Below are 15701 nucleotides of genomic sequence, written 5' to 3'. Positions count from 1 at the left end.
TGACCTCAAGGGTGGCGACGTCCGATGAGTGCAAGCTCAACGATCTTGGTCGCCACCGGGAAACTCTCGCACAGAGGACCCCGGCCGCAGCCCTCGATGATCCCGGATAGTTCAGCTTCCAACTCGGCTTGAACAGCAGCGGGCGTTGCATCCCAGGTACCCTTGATCAAGTTGAAGTACGTTTCATAGGTACACGATCCCCCGACCGCTGCATTGTCGAAGACCGGAAAGATCCGGGGAAGCAGAAAGTGGCAGAACTTCGACGGGAACACCGCAGATCCCGACCTCGTCGGCTTGAGCCGCGCGACCACTCGCGGGAACGCCCGCACCTGATCCCAGGTCACACCGGTGATGTCCAGGGCTTTCACCGGCGCGCACGCTTGATGCCACGCCTGTGACAGTTCGTCCCGGTGTTCGGTGAACAGACCGGTCACGTCGGCCTGGGAGAGCGGCCGCAACGCCTTCCACGCGGTCAACCGGGGCAGGAAGCCCGCCCACCAACTGTCCCGGAAATCTCCGTGCGGGTTCTGGGCAGCCAGCACCTCGTAGTCACTGTTGTGGAAGTCGTTCGGCCAACTCGTTTTCGTCCGCCACCACCGGACCCCCGCGGCGAACTGCTCCCTGTCGATCGGCAACACGCGCGCATCCTATGATCGGACCGCAAGAATCGATATCAGGTGGGCGACACCGATCGCCGGGCCGATCCGCACCAACGCCCACTGCCGCCCCACCGGAAGCCCTCATCAGGTGGACCACGACGAACGTCGTGACAGCCGACGTCCAAGAGCACTGCACCCAGTCCCGGTAAACGGCAACCAGTCCAACGACTCTCGAGCACCCACCAAAACACCAAGGCTTTGACCCAGGGCGAAACCCCAGGTCAAAGCCCTCTTGGTGGTGCGCCGCCAGGGACTCGAACCCCGAACCCGCGGATTAAGAGTATGATCTTGGTCGAGTCAATGCGTCCAGCCCTGTCGTGGAAACCACCTCATGCCCGACACCAACGGATGCCCACCCTTCCACGCCTGCAGGGGCGGCCCGACCACCGCCCGCACCACCACGTCGCTCGCAGCGGGCAGGCCGGTCACCAGCGGGGCTGGCCCACCTCCACCACCAATCGCCCCGGGCTTTGCGCCCAGGGCGATCGGCGTGTCTGGAGTGGTCATCTGTCTCGGCGCCAGTATCGAGGGGGCGCTTCCTCCGACTATCGCCGCGCGATCAGGGAGTGGAAGAGCGCAACCGCTCCACCGGCCGCGTTCCCGCCGACAAGGGCTGCGGCGGGAAGCGGCTGCCCGGCCAGGCCGGCGAGCACGCCGGCGGCGATACCGGCGACGGCCGCTAGCAGCAGCACCATAGTGGTACGCACGCTCAGCAGCGGCTCCGGCTCACGGCCGAAGGTCTGGTGCGCGGTGTCGCGATCGCCACTCAACGGCGCCGGCCGCAGGCCGGATGCCGAATTGCGGGACGTGTCGTCGTGGTTCGATCTGGTCATGGCAGGTCGTGCTCCTCATCGGCTTGGTGGTGGGACACCCCTTGCCTTTGAGCGCCGGATCCGGGCGGACAAGCAATAAATCTCGATCAGCGCCAAGATTTCTCCGCGCCCGAACGAGCTGGGCGGGGGCCGGGCGTCACGCCGCGCGCGGAACAGCGTGCTGGTTGGCGAGCCGCGCGGCGAGGTTCTTGCCGAGCCGCAGCAGCTTGCGGCGGACCCGTTCGCCGAACGCCTCGGGCCGGCCACAGGCCCGGGCCGCGGCGGCCCAGGTGGTGGCAGGGTCGTGCGCGTAGGCCATCGCCACGTCACGTTCGTCGGCGTGCAGCTGGGTCAGCACGCGTGGAAGGCGGCGGTCCTGCCAGCCCTCCAGATCGATATCGTGCCGGTCTTCGATTCCGAGGGTGTCGGCTACGGTAAGCATCTGCTCGTCGGCACCGAGCCGAAGGGGGCGCTCGAGGGAGTCGACGCGGCGGCCGTGCAGCCACGTCTCGCCGATTGGGCGCCAGGCCCGGCGTTGCAGGAAGGTGGCGCTGCGCAGCCGCTTGACCACCGCGCTGTCGGGGCTGGGGTTGTACGGATCCAGAGGCGCCTGAAGCAGCGCGTTGCCGGCGGCCTCGACCATTACCACGGTGGGCGTGAGACCCAGCCACTGCGATACGTATGTGGCCACGACGGCTTGGCCGGCCTCCTGGTCTTCCTGGATGACCGCGTCGCGGGCCTGCAGAGCCGCACGGACGGCCCGGGACGCGGCCCAGCCGGCAGCGCGGGTCGTCGCGTCGTCCCACCAGCGGCAGCGGCTGCCTTGCGGCAGCGAGGTTTTTAGCTCGATGCGGGTCGCGAGCTTCGACTGTCCGTCCGCCGCGTGGCTCCAGTGCTTGAGCAGGCGGATCAGGCGGCTGGTGTGGTCGTTGGGGGCCGCGGCGGGCGGGGTGAGGTGGGCGATGACGTCGACGTCGAACGGCTCGGTGTACGTGATGACCGTCGAGCGCCGCAAGCTGCCCTGCTTGACCTGCATGGCCATGCCGGCCTCGGTCACGAATTTGGACGCCGCCGCCGAGGTGATCTTCGAGGCCCAGTCGTCGCCGAGCTTCAGTGCAATTTCTCCCCAGTAGGCCGTGAGCCGGGGCTCATGGCCGGAGGACGGCAGCACGACGAACAGATCGGCTCCGCCGTCGGCGCGGCCGCAGCGGGTGCCGTGGCGGTCCGGATCCGGCGGCTCCGGCTCGTCGGCGCTGGTGGCGGTCTCATCGACGAATGTGTCGTGCGGCAGGTCGTCGTCGGGGTGGGGGATCGTGGTGTCGGTTCGCATCGGCGGTCCTTGGCGCTCGTGGATTGAGGTCTTACTCCTTGAGCCCCTGGTGGAGACCGACCGGCAATAAATTTTGAAGAAATTTGCCGAGTGCCCCGGTGGGCCAACGGGCACCGTCCAGTATGCCGGGCTGGGCCCACCCGACTGGGTGGAGCTACAGGCGGCGCGACCGGCCGCGCCGGCAGGGTCGCGGGTTCCGGACTGCCGGGTGCCGCCTCTCCAGGGCCGAGCCGAGGTGATCTATCATGAGAGCTACATCTGGATACGAGCGCTAGACCGAGCAGGGCGTCTACCGGCACCGCAACACGCAACGCCGGGTCCCGAAATGGGCAACGAGACGAGGGGGCAGGTCGAACGGTGACCGAGGCGAAATGCCGATCCGAGCAGACAACCAGACCCGCCAGCGGTCTGCGTCCGTCTCGGATCCGCAAGCGTCTAGGAGCTCGTCATGCTTCGTCGACCGCCTGCGCAGTCGATCCCTGTCCTGTCCTTTCCCAGCGTTCCGATCATGGACGCTGTCTCCGCTCTTCCGACCTGGACCTTGGTACTACTGCTCGTGCTGGCCGCCGCGCTCAGCGCGTTGAGGATCGTCTTCCCGCAGCAGTCCAAGGACCGCCTCGCCTGGTGGCAGGGCTGGTGGGCGCGTCCGACGCGCCGCTGGCGTAGCCGCGGTCGTCGCTGACCCCGTGGGCGCCGACGACAGCCCAACGGCTCCCGAGCGCCCCACCGAGCCAGCACCACCCGCGCGCGAGCGGACGCGAAAAAGGCCCCGACCCGGTGTGAACCACCCGGCCAGGGCCTTGATCGTTGGTGCGCCGCCAGGGACTCGAACCCCGAACCCGCGGATTAAGAGTCCGCTGCTCTGCCAGTTGAGCTAGCGGCGCTCGCTGACAACGGGACGAGACGTTAGCACGCCCGCCCACCGTCCCCGAAAAGCAGGGTCGGCGTCACCGCACCGCCAGCGTGACCTGCCCGGTCGCGGCCCCCGACGGGTCCACCACCAGGGTGTACGCCCCGGAGGCCGGCAACACGGCCGGCCCGAGTTCACCGGCCCCGTTGATCACACAGCCGCTGCCGACGGTGCTGCCGTCGGGCGCGCGCAGCGCCAGCACGCCGCACTGGTCCGGCAGGTCCGAGGCGGAAGCGCTCACCGTCACCGACGTGCCGGCCGCGGCGGTGAACCGGTAGCCGGTGATCGCGCCGGGCCGGTCCACGACGGCGACGACCGGTGGCCCGCCGAGCGTGATCGCGGCCTCGCGGTCCCGGCTGGTGACCACCCGCAGCGTGGTCGCGCCGGTGCCTCGTTCGGTCGGGTCGACCACCACTGTGTACGTCCCGTCGGCGGGCAGCACCGTGCCGTCGATCTCGCCGGCCCCGTTGATCACGCAGCCGCTGCGCAGCAGCCGCCCGTCGGCGTCCCGCAGTTCCAGCGGGGAGCACTGGTCGGTGAGGCTGCTCGTCGGCACCTCCACGTAGACGCGCTCACCGGCGCGCCCGGTGAACCGGTAACGCGCCCGCGCGCCGGGTTGCTCGACTGTCGCGGTGACCGCCGGGCCATTCGGCTGCATCGTGCCGTCGCTGTCCCGGGCCGAGTACACCCGCACCGCGACCCGGCCGGTGTCGTCGGGCTCGGCGGTGACCCGCAGCGCGTACGTGCCGGTAGCGGTGAGGTCGACGCGGTCGACGTACCCGTTGCCCTTGATGTTGCACCCGCTGGCGATCTCGCGGCCGCCCGGGTCGGTGAGCACGTACGGCGAGCAGCGGTCGCCGATCCCGGGCGCGGTGGCGTCGACGAAGACGGCGTCTCCGGCGCGGGCGGCGAACGTCAGCGGCGCGCCGCCGGGGGTGAGCGTGGCGGTGGCGACGGGTACGGCGCTGATCGGCGGGGCGGCCGGCGGGGCGACCCGTTCGGTGCTCGCGCCGGCGACGGCGAACTCGGGGCGCCCGCTGACCGCGACGTCGAAGACGCACTCGGCGAGCTGGGCGGGCGCGGTCACGCCGGCCCAGCGGCAGATCTGCTCGGCCGCCGCGCGGCGGGCCGGGTCGAGGTCGGCGACTGTGACCTCCCGTTCCGGGAAGGCGCGGTCGGTGAAGGTGCCGGTGTCCTGCCCGTCGTCGTAGTGCAGCAGGGAGCGGTCCGCGGCGATTCGCCAGCTGTCCGCGTACGCGGGATAGAGCTTGTCGAACGGCACCGGCTGGGCCAGCGGTGCCCCGGAGGCGGGCGCGATGTCGTCGGCCGGGTCGCCGTCGAAGTCGCCGAGCAGTCCGCGTACCTTTCCGGCCCGGCTGTCGGCCAGCCGCACCAGGATCCGGTAGCCGTAGCTGCCGATCTGGTCCACCGCCGCCGCCGAGCCGTCCGGCCACGTCACGTCGTACCCGTCGGCGGGGCCGGTGTCCGACGGACGGCGGGTGAGCGTGCCGCCGCCGGCCAGGTCGGTGCGGTCCGGCGGCGCGGCGAGCGGCGCGCCGTCGACGTGCACCCGGGTGCCGCCGTCGGTGAGGGTGAGCGCGACGCGGTGCGCGCCGATCCGGAACGCGACAGCCAAGTTGACCGAGGCGGTCCGCGTGCCGGCCATCGGCGCCTGCCGGACCTGCACCTCCAGCGGATCGCCACCGGTGGACGCGACCAGCGTGAACTCGCCCACGGCCTGGAAGTCGTAGGCGACCCGGTCGAACGTGACCAGGTGCGGATCGCCGTTGCTGCCGCCGCAGTCGGCGCCGTCCTCGCAGAGCTTCACCGGGCCCTTCGGCGGCGGCGTCTTCTTGGCCGGCTTCTTGCACTCGTCGAGGCTCTTCGGCAGCGTCTTCCCGTCGTACTCGGTGCGCGGCGGCAACCCCTTCGCCGCCCGGTAGCGGTTCTCCGCGAGCGTCGCCTTCACCTCGGCGGTACGGATGCCGGTGCCGCCGCACTCGCCCTGCGGCACGGCGTCGCGGGAGATGTCGTCGGCGTGGTTCAGCTCGTGGTAGAGCGCGGCGCAGGGGTCGCGGGCCACCCCGTCGCCGTACGGGTCGGTGGAGGTCGGGTTCCACGTGACGGTGGAGGAGCCCTTGCCGTCGGCGCTCTGCGGCGTCTCGAACGCGCCGGAGCCGCCGGTGGTCGGGATGATCCGCACCCGCGGGCTCTTCTTGTCCCGCAGCCTCGGCAGCAGGCCGGACGGATCGCCGCCGGGTAGCGCGAATCCGGCCAGGCAGCCGTCGACAGCCGCCTGGAAGTCGACGCCGCTGACCGGCACCCCGGCGGTCGGGTCGACGCCGTAGTCGGCCCGCGCCGGCCGGGCGCCACCGCCGACGAGCGCGCCGACCGCGACCAGCAGCAGCGCCACGGCGGCGGCGGTCGGCCGGCGGCGGCGCACCAGCAGCAGTACGACCAGCGCGACGGCGAGCAGCGCCAGCGCTCCCCCGGCCACCACCCAGAGCCGGCGGAGGCCGGTGCCGCCGTCGTCGGACACGGTGAACGTGGTGGTCCGCAGCGCCGTCGCGCCCGCGCACAGGTCCGCCGCGCCGGTCACCGGCAGCGTCACGTAGCCCGCGGTCACCTCGTACCGGCCGGGTGCGCCCACCGGCCAGAGCGTGTCCAGCCCGCCGCCGTCCCCGGTGGCGGCCACCGAGCGGAGCACCACCTCGCCGTCGCGCAGCCGTACCCCGGTCGACGCCACGGTGGCGGTCGCGCCCGGTTCCACTGTGGTGAGCGCTGCGGTGGCGGCGGCGCCGATCCCGTCGTCGTGGAAGCTGCGGGCGAGCGTCGGCGTGAGGTCGCGCCCGTCCCGGCGTACCCCGGTGATCTGCACGGTGCCGACGGCGCGGGTGGCGAGCGCGCACGCCGCGCTGGTGGTGTTCGTGACGGTGAGGTCGAGGCGGACCTGCTCCCCGGCGCGGTAGTCGGCCTGGCCGGGCCGCAGGGCCAGGCCGAGGCCGCCGTCGGCGGGCGCCGCGACGGCGCTCGCCGCCCCGGCCGCCAGGGCGGTCACGAGTACGCCGAGCGCCGCGACCAGCCGCAGGATCCACCTCATGGTGCGGACTGTAGGGGCGGGCGGGCCGGTTCCGTCGCGGTCTGTCGGAGACCGGTCGGAGCCGTATCCTGCTGGTGATGAATGTGGACGACTTCGGCGGCACCGTCGTGCTCGACCTGCGGACCACGCTCGTGCTGGGCCGGGCCCATGCTCGGTGACCGGTGGGGCGTGTCGGACGACGAGACGCTGCGCCGCTACCCGTGCGACGACTTCGTGCCCGCGCCCACGTTGCGGGCGTGGCGCGGGGTGAGCGTGGACGCGCCACCGGCGGCCGTGTGGCAGTGGGTCGGCCAGATCCGGCTCGCGCCCTACTCGTACGACTGGATCGACAACCTCGGCCGCCGCTCACCGCAACTGCTGGTGGGCCTTCCCGAGCCGGTGGCCTGCGAGCCGTTCACCACTGCGGGCGGGCGGCGACGGGGCCGGATCCTCGCTGTCGAGCCGGGGCGTCACCTCACCGGCCGGATCATGGGCGCGGTCCTGTCGTACGTCCTGGTGCCGGGCGCCGGGAACACGACCCGCCTGCTGCTCAAGGTCGTGATGCGGACGAACCCGGTGATCGCCCTCGGTGGATGCCTCGGTGACCTGGTGATGGCCCGCCGGCAGTTGCTGAACCTCAAGCGGCTCGCCGAGCAGGGCGCGGACCGCTGACCGTGGGCACCGGCGTGGCGGGAATCCGGCGGATGCTGGCATTTTCGCCTCTCGTCCCCGGTGGCCGGCCTTCCTAGGCTCCTTCCCGACACGCTTCACCGCGAACGGAAACGGGGCCGCACGTGCTTCGCTATGTCATGCCGGTCGTGATCGGCCTGGTCTACGTCGGGCTCAACTCGCTCGTGCCCGAGCCGCACCGGCGACGGCTGAACGCGCTCATCGTCACCGGGGCCGGTGCCGCCTACCTCAGCGGCGGCGGGTTCGGGCTGTGGGAACTGGCGTTCTGCGCCCTGCTCGTCGCGGTGGGCTACGCCGGGCTCACCTCGTACACCTTCATCGGTCTGGGGTGGCTGCTGCACACGGCCTGGGACGTGCTGCACCACCGCCGCGGCACGCCGATCATCCCGTCGCTGCACGACTCCTCCTTCGGCTGCGCCCTCTGCGATCCGGTCATCGCGCTCTGGTGCTTCGCCGGCGGCCTGTCGGTCAAGGACCTGTACCGGAGGGCCGTCACGGCGTTGCGCCCGCCGGTCGCCGCGCGGTCCTGACTGGTTGAATTCGGCCATGCGCACAGTGGCAGTGCTCGCCCTCGACAGCGTCGTGCCGTTCGACCTGGCCACCCCGATGGAGGTCTTCGGCCGCGCACGCCTGGCCGACGGCCGGCCCGGCTACCGGGTGCTCGTCTGCGCCGCGACGCCGACCGTCACCACCGGCGCGTTCCGCATGGCGGTGCCGTGGGGCCTGGACGCCCTCGCCGACGCCGACACGGTCGTCGTACCCGGTGTGTCAGACCCGGCCGCCGCGACGCCCGCCGCCGTCCTCGACGCGCTGCGGGCCGCCGCGGCCCGCGGCGCCCGGATCGCCTCGATCTGCGGCGGCGCGTTCACCCTCGCCGCCACCGGCCTGCTCGACGGGCATCGGGCGACCACGCACTGGGTCGCCACCGACCGGCTCGCCGCCGAGTATCCGCGCGTCCAGGTCGACCCCAACGTCCTCTACGTGGACAACGGTCAGTTCCTGACCTCCGCCGGCGCCGCCGCCGGGCTCGACCTGTGCCTGCACCTGGTCCGCCGTGACCACGGGGCCGCCGTCGCCGCCGACGCGGCACGGCTGTCCGTCATGCCGCTGGAACGCGCGGGCGGGCAGGCGCAGTTCATCACGCACGAGCCGCCCGCCCCCGAGGGTGCGACGTTGGAGCCGCTGCTGGCCTGGATGCGCGACAACGCCCGGCGTGAGCTGACCCTCACCGACATCGCCCGGCACGCGGGGCTGAGCACTCGCACGCTGAACCGCCGGTTCCGGGACCAGACCGGCACCACCCCGCTGCGGTGGCTGCACCGGGTGCGCGTACACCAGGCCCAGCACCTGCTGGAGACCACGACCCACCCCGTCGACCGGGTGGCGAGCCAGGTCGGCTTCGGCTCCACCACCGCCTTCCGGGACCGCTTCAGGCGGATCACCGGCACGAGTCCGCAGGCGTACCGCCGTAGTTTCCGGGGCGTCTGACCGAGGGACCGGCCCGGCGGGTCACTCCGGTCGTCGTTCGACGGGCGCGCTGCTCAGCACGCCGTCGGGCCGGACCTCCTGACGCAGACGCGCCAGGTTGACGAACCGCTCGCCCTCGACGGGGGCGGCGTCGAGCAGGCGCAGGACCACAGTGCAGTACTTGGCCATGGTGTTGCGGCCCGGCATGAAGATGGACAGCTCGTCGTGGGCCTCGGGCATCTGCACCATCAGGTCGGCAGGCAGGGACGGCAGCATCTCCGGGGTGCCCGCCACCGCGACCTTGACCGCCCAGAACGGCCCGGCGCCGTCGAGTACCCGCCGGTCCTGCTCCGGCGTCTCCAGCGCCAGCGTCCGCCACGGCTCACCCAGGCAGGTGACGCCGGCCTGCCGCACGGTGGTGACCAGCTCGGCCGCCGCCGCCGTGAGGATCTCCTCGGCCCGGTCCCACTCCTGCGCGTCACGGCCCAGCGGCGTGCCCGGCACGAGCCGCGCCACCACAGTCACGGCGGGCACGTGCCGCAACCGTGGCTCGGGCTGCGCCTCGAAGACGGCGCGGGCGGCAGCGATCGCGTCCGCCTGAGCTTGGCGTTCCCGGCTGACCTCGTCGCTGTGCCGATCGAGCAGAGCGAGCGCCTGGTCCGGTTCGTCGAGGGCACGCCGGACGAGCTTCACGCTCATTCCGGTGTCCCGCAGCAGGGTGATCAGCATGGCCCGTTCCACCTGCTCGAAGGCGTACGAGCGGTGGCCGGTCCGGTCGTCGACCTCGGCGGGCACCAGCAGCCCTTCGGCGTGGTAGAAGCGCAGCGCCTGCGGCGACAGGTGACACATCTGGCTGAACTCGCTGATCGACAACATGACCCCAGACTGCCTCTTGCACTTACCGGAAGGGCAAGCGCCGCCGCCTAACGCCTGTCGTCGTCGCGTCCGGTCTGGGGCAGCCCGGCGGTAGCCGCGATCGCCTCGACCGCCTGTTCCAGTCCGGTGGTCTCCGGGAGGACGAGTTCGCCCGGCCAGCCCAGGACGTCGTGCGCGACGTACCAACCGCTCATCTGCTCGGCGGTGAAGTCACCGGCCTGCGGGCGGGTCAGATGCCGGCGCAGCGTCTCGGCCAGCGACACGTCGAGATAGCAGAACAGCGACCGGCCCCGGTGGCCGTCCCGCAGCGAGGTCAGCATGTCGCGGTAACGGCCGGTGTGGAGGATGCCCTCCAGGACCACGTGGTGGCCGTGGTCGAGCGCGAACCGGACGGTCTGCTCGATCAGGGCGGGGGCGACACCGCCGGGCTTGTCCCGTTCGCGCAGGACGACGCGGCGCAGGTAGTCCTGCTCGACAAGTGCGCAGCCCCGGCCGTGCCGGCGGCGCAGCTCGCGGGCGATGCTGCTCTTGCCCGAACCGGAGTTGCCCCTGATGCAGACGAGGATCGTGTCCGGGCTGCCGGTGGTCTCAGCGGACACGATCCCTCCCTGGCGTCAGGTGCCGCAGACGAACGCCGATCAGGCCCGGGTGATCACCAGGAACGCGTACCCGATCACCTTCGTGCCGTCCCAGTTGTACATGGGGCGGCACGCCTGCGGCTTCGTCCACGACGACTGGTACTTGGGCCGCGCGTCGTTGCAGGCTTTCAGGGTCGAGTAGATCGGGCTCGTGTAGTCCGCGTACGCGGGCGCGCCCAGACCGAGCACCAGGGCGCCCGCGACCGAGGTGGCGGCGCTGCGGATCCGCGGCCGGTTCCCTCCCGGCCACCGGGCTGACCGCCCCTCGGTGGAACGTCACGGGTGCCTCCGGGCCCGTTTGACACCCATGGCGTTCCACCCACGGGCGATCGCCCGGCGCACGGGTGAGCGGCAAGCGCGAAAAAGGCCCCGAACGGCGTGGAACGCCTGCTCAGGGCCTTGCTCGTTGGTGCGCCGCCAGGGACTCGAACCCCGAACCCGCGGATTAAGAGTCCGCTGCTCTGCCAGTTGAGCTAGCGGCGCTCGCTGACAACGGGAAGAAGATTAGCACGCCCGCCGAGCCGGGTTCCAATCCGATACCGGGGTCCACCCTTCGGACGAGCTTAACCGACGAAACCGATCAAAACGGTCAAAGATTTGGACGCGGGGGCGGGTCAGATGGCGTCGATACGGCACGATGTCCGCCAGGCATGTGAGGACAGGGGTGGGCATGGGCAGGTTCTCGCGGGCCGGGGCGACGGTGGGCGTCCTGGTCCTCACGGCGTCGCTCGCACTGACCGGGTGCGGCGGCGGCGACGAGGGGAAGAAGCCGGCGTTCGAGCCCGGCCAGCAGCAGGTCGGCGGCGTCTCGGCCTCGGCGCCCGCCGACCCGAGCGCCGCCCCGACCGGCGGCGCCCCCGCGGCGGCGCTGACGGTCAGCCCGGCCGACGGCGCGGCGAGCCGGCCGGTCAGCACCGAGATCAGCGCCCGCATCCCGGGCGGCGGCACCGTGTCGAAGGTGGTGCTCGCCACCGCCGACGGCACCACCGTCCCCGGACGGATGCGGCGGGACGGCTCCAGCTGGGTGCCGTCGGCCGCGCTGAAGTACGGCGCGAAGTACACCGCCACTGTCACCGGGACCGGCAAGGACGGCCAGCCGTACCAGGGCACCAGCACGTTCACCACGATGGCCAAGCCCAAGTCGATGATCGGCTCCGGCCTCTACATGTTCAGCGACAAGACGTACGGGGTGGCCATGCCGGTGGTCGCCGAGTTCTCCCCCGGCATCCCGAAGAAGGACCGGGCCGCGGTGCAGAAGCGGATGTTCGTGCAGACCGACCCGCCGCAGCCCGGCGCCTGGCACTGGGTCGACAACGGCACGCAGGCGTACTACCGCGCCCCGGAGTACTGGAAGACCGGCACCACGATCACGGTCCGGCTGGCGCTGGCCGGGATCCCGCTGAGCAACGGCCGGTACGGCAACATCGACCGCAGCGCCACCGCCAAGATCGGCCGCGCGTTCGAGATGACCGTCGACAACGCGACCAAGCAGATGACGGTCTCCGAGAACGGCACGGTGATCCGTACGCTGCCGGTCAGCCTGGGCAAGAAGAGCACCCCCTCCTCCAGCGGCACGATGGTGGTGATGGAGAAGAAGGAGTCCACCGTCTTCGACACCCGCAGCGAGCCAAACCCGGCCAACCGCTACGTCACCGAGATCGACTTCGCCCAGCGGATCACCTGGGGTGGCGAGTACATCCACGCCGCGCCCTGGTCCGAGGGCGTGCAGGGGCGCCGCAACGTCTCGCACGGCTGCGTGAACGTGTCGATGGCCAACGGCCGGTGGCTGTTCGGCAAGACGCTCGTGGGCGACCCGATCACGGTGAAGGGCACCGAACGCCGCCTGGCGCCGGGCAACGGCTGGACGGCCTGGAGCATGAGCTGGTCGCAGTTCGTCGCCGGCAGCGCGCTGCCCGTGCCGCAGGGCGGGCAGCCGGCGCCGTTCTGACCGGCGTAACGTGGTCGGACACGCCACCTCCGACGAAGCGCCGGGCGGCCGTGGAATCGTTACATCCCGGCGGGGTGTTCCGGTTCACGTCCGGCAACGCGTATCCGCTCCGGCGCGTCTGACCTGAGACGACGCCGAACGGCATCACTTGTGAGGGAATCATGCGAGCTGGCCAGGACGAACCGATCAGGGGCGGGAGCGCCCCGCGCGTCGGCCGCCGCCGCGCGCTGGCGGCCGGGGTGCTCGCCGCCGCGTTGGCCCTGACCTCCGCCTGCACCGGCGGCGGTGGCGGCAAGCCGTCGAGCTGGCAGGGCGGCGGCGACGGTGGCGAGAAGGCCCCGAAGGCAGCCGCCACGATCAGCGAGCCCGCCGCCGACGCCAAGGACGTGCCCGCCTCCACCGCCATCACCTTCACCACGACCGAGGCGCAGGAGACCACCGTCGAGGTGAAGGACTCCACCGGCAAGGCCGTCGACGGCACGGTCGCCGCGGACGGCAAGAGCTGGCTGCCGGCCGCCGCGCTGGCGTACGGGCAGACGTACACCGCGACCGTGACGGCGACCGGCGACGACGGCAAGCCCGCCACCGCCACCAGCACGTTCACCACCATGGCGAAGCCGGCCCAGCAGGTGCGGGTCACCAGCTTCCTCGGTGACAACCAGGTCGTCGGCGTGGCCATGCCGCTGATCGTGAAGTTCGGCCGGGCCATCCCGGAGGACTACCGCGACGACGTGCAGCGCCGGATGATCGTCACCGCCAAGCCCGCCCAGGAGGGCATCTGGCACTGGGTGAGCCCGACCGAGGTGCGCTACCGGCCCAAGACCTTCTGGAAGCCCAACAGCACCGTCAGCTACAAGGTGCAGGCGGGCGGGCTGCCGCTCGGCGGCGGCTGGTACGGCCGGTCCGACCTCACCGTCGACGTCAAGATCGGCCCGTCGTTCGTGATGACCGTCGACAACCGCACCAAGCGGATGACTGTCACCCGCGACGGCAAGGTGGTCAAGACCATCCCGGTGAGCCTCGGCAAGAAGAGCACCCCCTCGTCCAGCGGCACCATGGTGGTGATGGAGAAGCTCCGGCACACGGTCTTCGACACCATGGAGGAGCTGGGCCCGGAGGAGGGCTACCGCACCGAGATCGACTACGCCCAGCGGCTCACCTGGGGCGGCGAGTTCATCCACGCCGCACCCTGGTCGGAGGGCGTGCAGGGCCGGACGAACGTGTCGCACGGCTGCGTCAACGTCTCGATGAAGGAAGGCAACTGGCTGTTCGCCAACACCCGGATCGGCGACCCGATCACGGTCAAGGGCACCGAACGCAAGCTCCAGAACGGCAACGGCTGGACGGACTGGAACATGAGCTGGGAGCAGTACGTCAAGGGCAGCGCCCTGCCGTACGAGCCGCCGACCGCCGACACCACCCCGGACGCCGACACCACCCCGGACGCAGGTACGCCCAGCGTCGAGCCCACCCCCTGACCCGGCACACGACGAAGCCCTCTCCGGAAGGAGGGGGCTTCGTCGTGAGGAGACACACAGGCCATGTCTTGTCGGGACCGCGCTCGTTCCCCTCATGGCCGGGCGCACCATGGACCTTCCGTCAGCCGGTCGTTGAGGTGGTCAGATGAGCAGCGCGGCCTGGCTCGACGAGTCGATGCGTCAGCGGCCCGACCACAGCGGCATCTACGTGCTCGCAGCTGCGGTGATACAGACCAGCGAGGTCGAGATGGTCCGGTTCGACGCTGCCAGGCTGGCTCCGACGCCCCGGGCCCGCGTTCACTACAGGGACGCGACCGACGACGAACGGCGCAAGATGATCCAGGCCGTGGCGTCCATTACTGCAGCGGTCCATGTGGTGGTCATGGGAACCGGCATGGACAGCTCCCGGCAGGAACGCGCCCGGCGGCTGTGCATGGAGCAGATGTTGTGGCAACTCGACCAGGCAGGCGTGGAACACGCGAGCATCGAGACCCGCACGGCGTCGCTCAACGCCAAGGACACCGCTGCCATTGCTCAGTTCAAGCGGCGGCGGATCATCTCAGGACGGATCAAGATCGACTTCGCGCGGCCGTACGGACCGCAGAGTGATCCGCTGCTGTGGCTGCCGGACATCGTTGCCGGCGCGGTCAGCAGCGCACACGGCTCAGCTCATGGGCAACAGCTGCTCGCTCCACTGACGCCCACACTGAGAATGTCCGAGATCGAGCTGCACTGACTGTGAACAGCGCGGGGCCGAGGTCCCGGTCTGCCCCGGGAGTCCTCGGCCCAACTTCCGACCACATCCGCGGACTGGTCGGCTCTATGTACCACCCCAGTGTAGGCGTGCTTCTCTGGACAGGAAGCACATCGCGTCGATTTCCAGCCGAAGTTCGAACGACTTCCGCAGGGGAGACGCGCACTGGCGGGGCCACGACTTCCCTGCGGTGCCCCTGAAACGACTCACGCCCCCTCGGAGGAGGGGGCGTGATCAGGCGTGGAGCAGATCCACTATCGGGGTGACTGATGGGAATTGAACCCACGACAACCGGGACCACAACCCGGTGCTCTGCCAACTGAGCTACAGCCACCATGCTCGCCGCTGCGGTTGCCCGGGCGGTGCGCGGACTAATAATAGCCACACTACGGCCGACCCCGTCCACCGGGTTCGGCCGGGCGTCAGAGCTGGGCGGCTATCGCCTTCGCGGCCTCGACGTCCGGGCCGGGCAGCGGCACGAACAGGGTCCGCCGGTAGTACTCCAGCTCGCGGATGCTCTCCCTGATGTCGGCGAGCGCCCGGTGGGCCAGGCCCTTCTGCGGCTGCCCGAAGTACACCCGCGGGTACCAGCGCCGGCACAGTTCCTTGATCGACGACACGTCGATCATCCGGTAGTGCAGGTGGGCGTCGAGCCGGGTCATGTCGCGGGCCAGGAAGCCCCGGTCGGTGGCGATCGAGTTGCCGCACAGCGGCGCGGTACGCGGGTCCTTCACGTAGCTGGTCACGTAGTCGAGCACCATGTCCTCGGCTTCGGTCAGCGTCACCGTGGAGCGGCGTACCTCCTCGGTGAGCCCGGACTTGGCGTGCATGCTGCGCACGATCTCCGGCATGCCGTCGAGCACCTCGTCGTCGGCGTGGATCACCACGTCGACGCCGTCACCGAGCACGTTGAGATCGGGATCGGTGACCAGCGCCGCGACCTCGATCAGCGCGTCCCGCCGCAGGTCCAGCCCGGTCATCTCACAGTCGATCCAGACGAGAAGATCAGCCACCGGAACAGACTACGCGCCGCCGACCCGCCCGCGCCTCGGCACGGTGG

The 15701-nt window shown here is 71.0% G+C and carries 15 protein-coding genes and 3 tRNA genes; 7 read left to right on the top strand and 11 right to left on the bottom strand.

Features of this window, described 5'->3' with window-relative positions; all coding sequences use genetic code 11:
• Positions 1–5: 5 nt before the first annotated feature.
• The 3 genes from MicB006_RS06170 to MicB006_RS06160 all read right to left on the bottom strand — a co-directional run bounded on the left by MicB006_RS06170 (position 6) and on the right by MicB006_RS06160 (position 2801).
• Positions 6–638 (bottom strand): hypothetical protein, encoded by a 633-nt coding sequence (locus MicB006_RS06170; protein WP_116504439.1) that lies wholly within the window; start codon positions 636–638, stop codon positions 6–8.
• A 566-nt stretch (positions 639–1204) separates the two neighbouring features.
• Positions 1205–1492, bottom strand: coding sequence for a hypothetical protein (locus MicB006_RS06165; RefSeq protein WP_116504437.1), 288 nt, complete (start codon positions 1490–1492; stop codon positions 1205–1207).
• Positions 1493–1628: 136 nt separating this feature from the next.
• The gene (locus MicB006_RS06160) at positions 1629–2801 is read right to left on the bottom strand and encodes a hypothetical protein (RefSeq protein WP_116504435.1); all 1173 of its coding nucleotides are present in this window, start codon (positions 2799–2801) and stop codon (positions 1629–1631) included.
• A 508-nt stretch (positions 2802–3309) separates the two neighbouring features.
• On the opposite strand from MicB006_RS06160, the gene MicB006_RS31800 reads away from it, so the two are divergent.
• A complete protein-coding gene (locus MicB006_RS31800; RefSeq protein ID WP_161565911.1) occupies positions 3310–3483 on the top strand; it encodes a hypothetical protein in 174 nt (57 codons plus the stop codon).
• Between the two features lie 126 nt (positions 3484–3609).
• Here the strand turns inward: MicB006_RS31800 and MicB006_RS06155 are convergent.
• Both MicB006_RS06155 and MicB006_RS06150 read right to left on the bottom strand, forming a co-directional pair.
• Positions 3610–3685 (bottom strand) — tRNA-Lys (locus MicB006_RS06155).
• Between the two features lie 63 nt (positions 3686–3748).
• The gene (locus MicB006_RS06150; protein WP_116504433.1) at positions 3749–6811 is read right to left on the bottom strand and encodes a VWD domain-containing protein; all 3063 of its coding nucleotides are present in this window, start codon (positions 6809–6811) and stop codon (positions 3749–3751) included.
• 147 nt (positions 6812–6958) lie between these two features.
• Between MicB006_RS06150 and MicB006_RS06145 the strand changes: the two genes are divergently transcribed.
• The 3 genes from MicB006_RS06145 to MicB006_RS06135 all read left to right on the top strand — a co-directional run bounded on the left by MicB006_RS06145 (position 6959) and on the right by MicB006_RS06135 (position 8968).
• Entirely contained in the window at positions 6959–7462 is a 504-nt protein-coding gene (locus MicB006_RS06145; protein WP_116504431.1) for a polyketide cyclase, read from the top strand.
• Positions 7463–7584: 122 nt separating this feature from the next.
• On the top strand, positions 7585–8010 hold the full coding sequence (locus MicB006_RS06140; protein ID WP_225980663.1) for a DUF6010 family protein: 426 nt from the start codon (positions 7585–7587) through the stop codon (positions 8008–8010).
• 16 nt (positions 8011–8026) lie between these two features.
• Positions 8027–8968, top strand: a complete 942-nt coding sequence (locus MicB006_RS06135; protein ID WP_116504428.1) for a GlxA family transcriptional regulator — start codon at positions 8027–8029, stop codon at positions 8966–8968.
• A 21-nt stretch (positions 8969–8989) separates the two neighbouring features.
• On the opposite strand, the gene MicB006_RS06130 is transcribed toward MicB006_RS06135, so the two are convergent.
• The 4 genes from MicB006_RS06130 to MicB006_RS06115 form a co-directional block, all read right to left on the bottom strand.
• Positions 8990–9823 carry a MerR family transcriptional regulator gene (locus MicB006_RS06130; RefSeq protein WP_116504426.1) on the bottom strand — a complete coding sequence of 278 codons (834 nt, stop codon included), beginning with the start codon at positions 9821–9823 and terminating at the stop codon, positions 8990–8992.
• Positions 9824–9870: 47 nt separating this feature from the next.
• On the bottom strand, positions 9871–10422 hold the full coding sequence (locus MicB006_RS06125) for a kinase (RefSeq protein WP_116504425.1): 552 nt from the start codon (positions 10420–10422) through the stop codon (positions 9871–9873).
• A 39-nt stretch (positions 10423–10461) separates the two neighbouring features.
• The gene (locus MicB006_RS06120; RefSeq protein WP_225980662.1) at positions 10462–10650 is read right to left on the bottom strand and encodes a hypothetical protein; all 189 of its coding nucleotides are present in this window, start codon (positions 10648–10650) and stop codon (positions 10462–10464) included.
• Between the two features lie 218 nt (positions 10651–10868).
• Positions 10869–10944: transfer RNA gene (locus MicB006_RS06115), tRNA-Lys, on the bottom strand.
• A 187-nt stretch (positions 10945–11131) separates the two neighbouring features.
• Here MicB006_RS06115 and MicB006_RS06110 point away from each other — a divergent pair.
• The 3 genes from MicB006_RS06110 to MicB006_RS06100 all read left to right on the top strand — a co-directional run bounded on the left by MicB006_RS06110 (position 11132) and on the right by MicB006_RS06100 (position 14623).
• The gene (locus MicB006_RS06110; protein WP_116504420.1) at positions 11132–12409 is read left to right on the top strand and encodes an Ig-like domain-containing protein; all 1278 of its coding nucleotides are present in this window, start codon (positions 11132–11134) and stop codon (positions 12407–12409) included.
• Positions 12410–12570: 161 nt separating this feature from the next.
• Positions 12571–13887: an Ig-like domain-containing protein gene (locus MicB006_RS06105; protein WP_116504418.1), complete on the top strand. Its 1317-nt coding sequence runs from the start codon at positions 12571–12573 to the stop codon at positions 13885–13887.
• Between the two features lie 145 nt (positions 13888–14032).
• On the top strand, positions 14033–14623 hold the full coding sequence (locus MicB006_RS06100) for a hypothetical protein (protein ID WP_116504416.1): 591 nt from the start codon (positions 14033–14035) through the stop codon (positions 14621–14623).
• A 279-nt stretch (positions 14624–14902) separates the two neighbouring features.
• Here the strand turns inward: MicB006_RS06100 and MicB006_RS06095 are convergent.
• Both MicB006_RS06095 and orn read right to left on the bottom strand, forming a co-directional pair.
• Positions 14903–14975, bottom strand: a tRNA-His gene (locus MicB006_RS06095).
• Between the two features lie 88 nt (positions 14976–15063).
• Positions 15064–15654 (bottom strand): oligoribonuclease, encoded by a 591-nt coding sequence (gene orn, locus MicB006_RS06090; protein ID WP_116504414.1) that lies wholly within the window; start codon positions 15652–15654, stop codon positions 15064–15066.
• Between the last annotated feature and the right edge of the window lie 47 nt (positions 15655–15701).

It is taken from the genome of Micromonospora sp. B006 (assembly GCF_003408515.1).
GTDB classification, from domain to species: Bacteria; Actinomycetota; Actinomycetes; order Mycobacteriales; family Micromonosporaceae; genus Micromonospora; species Micromonospora echinospora_A.
Note: the sequence above shows the minus strand (reverse complement) of the source record. Positions and strands in the feature narration are given on the sequence as shown.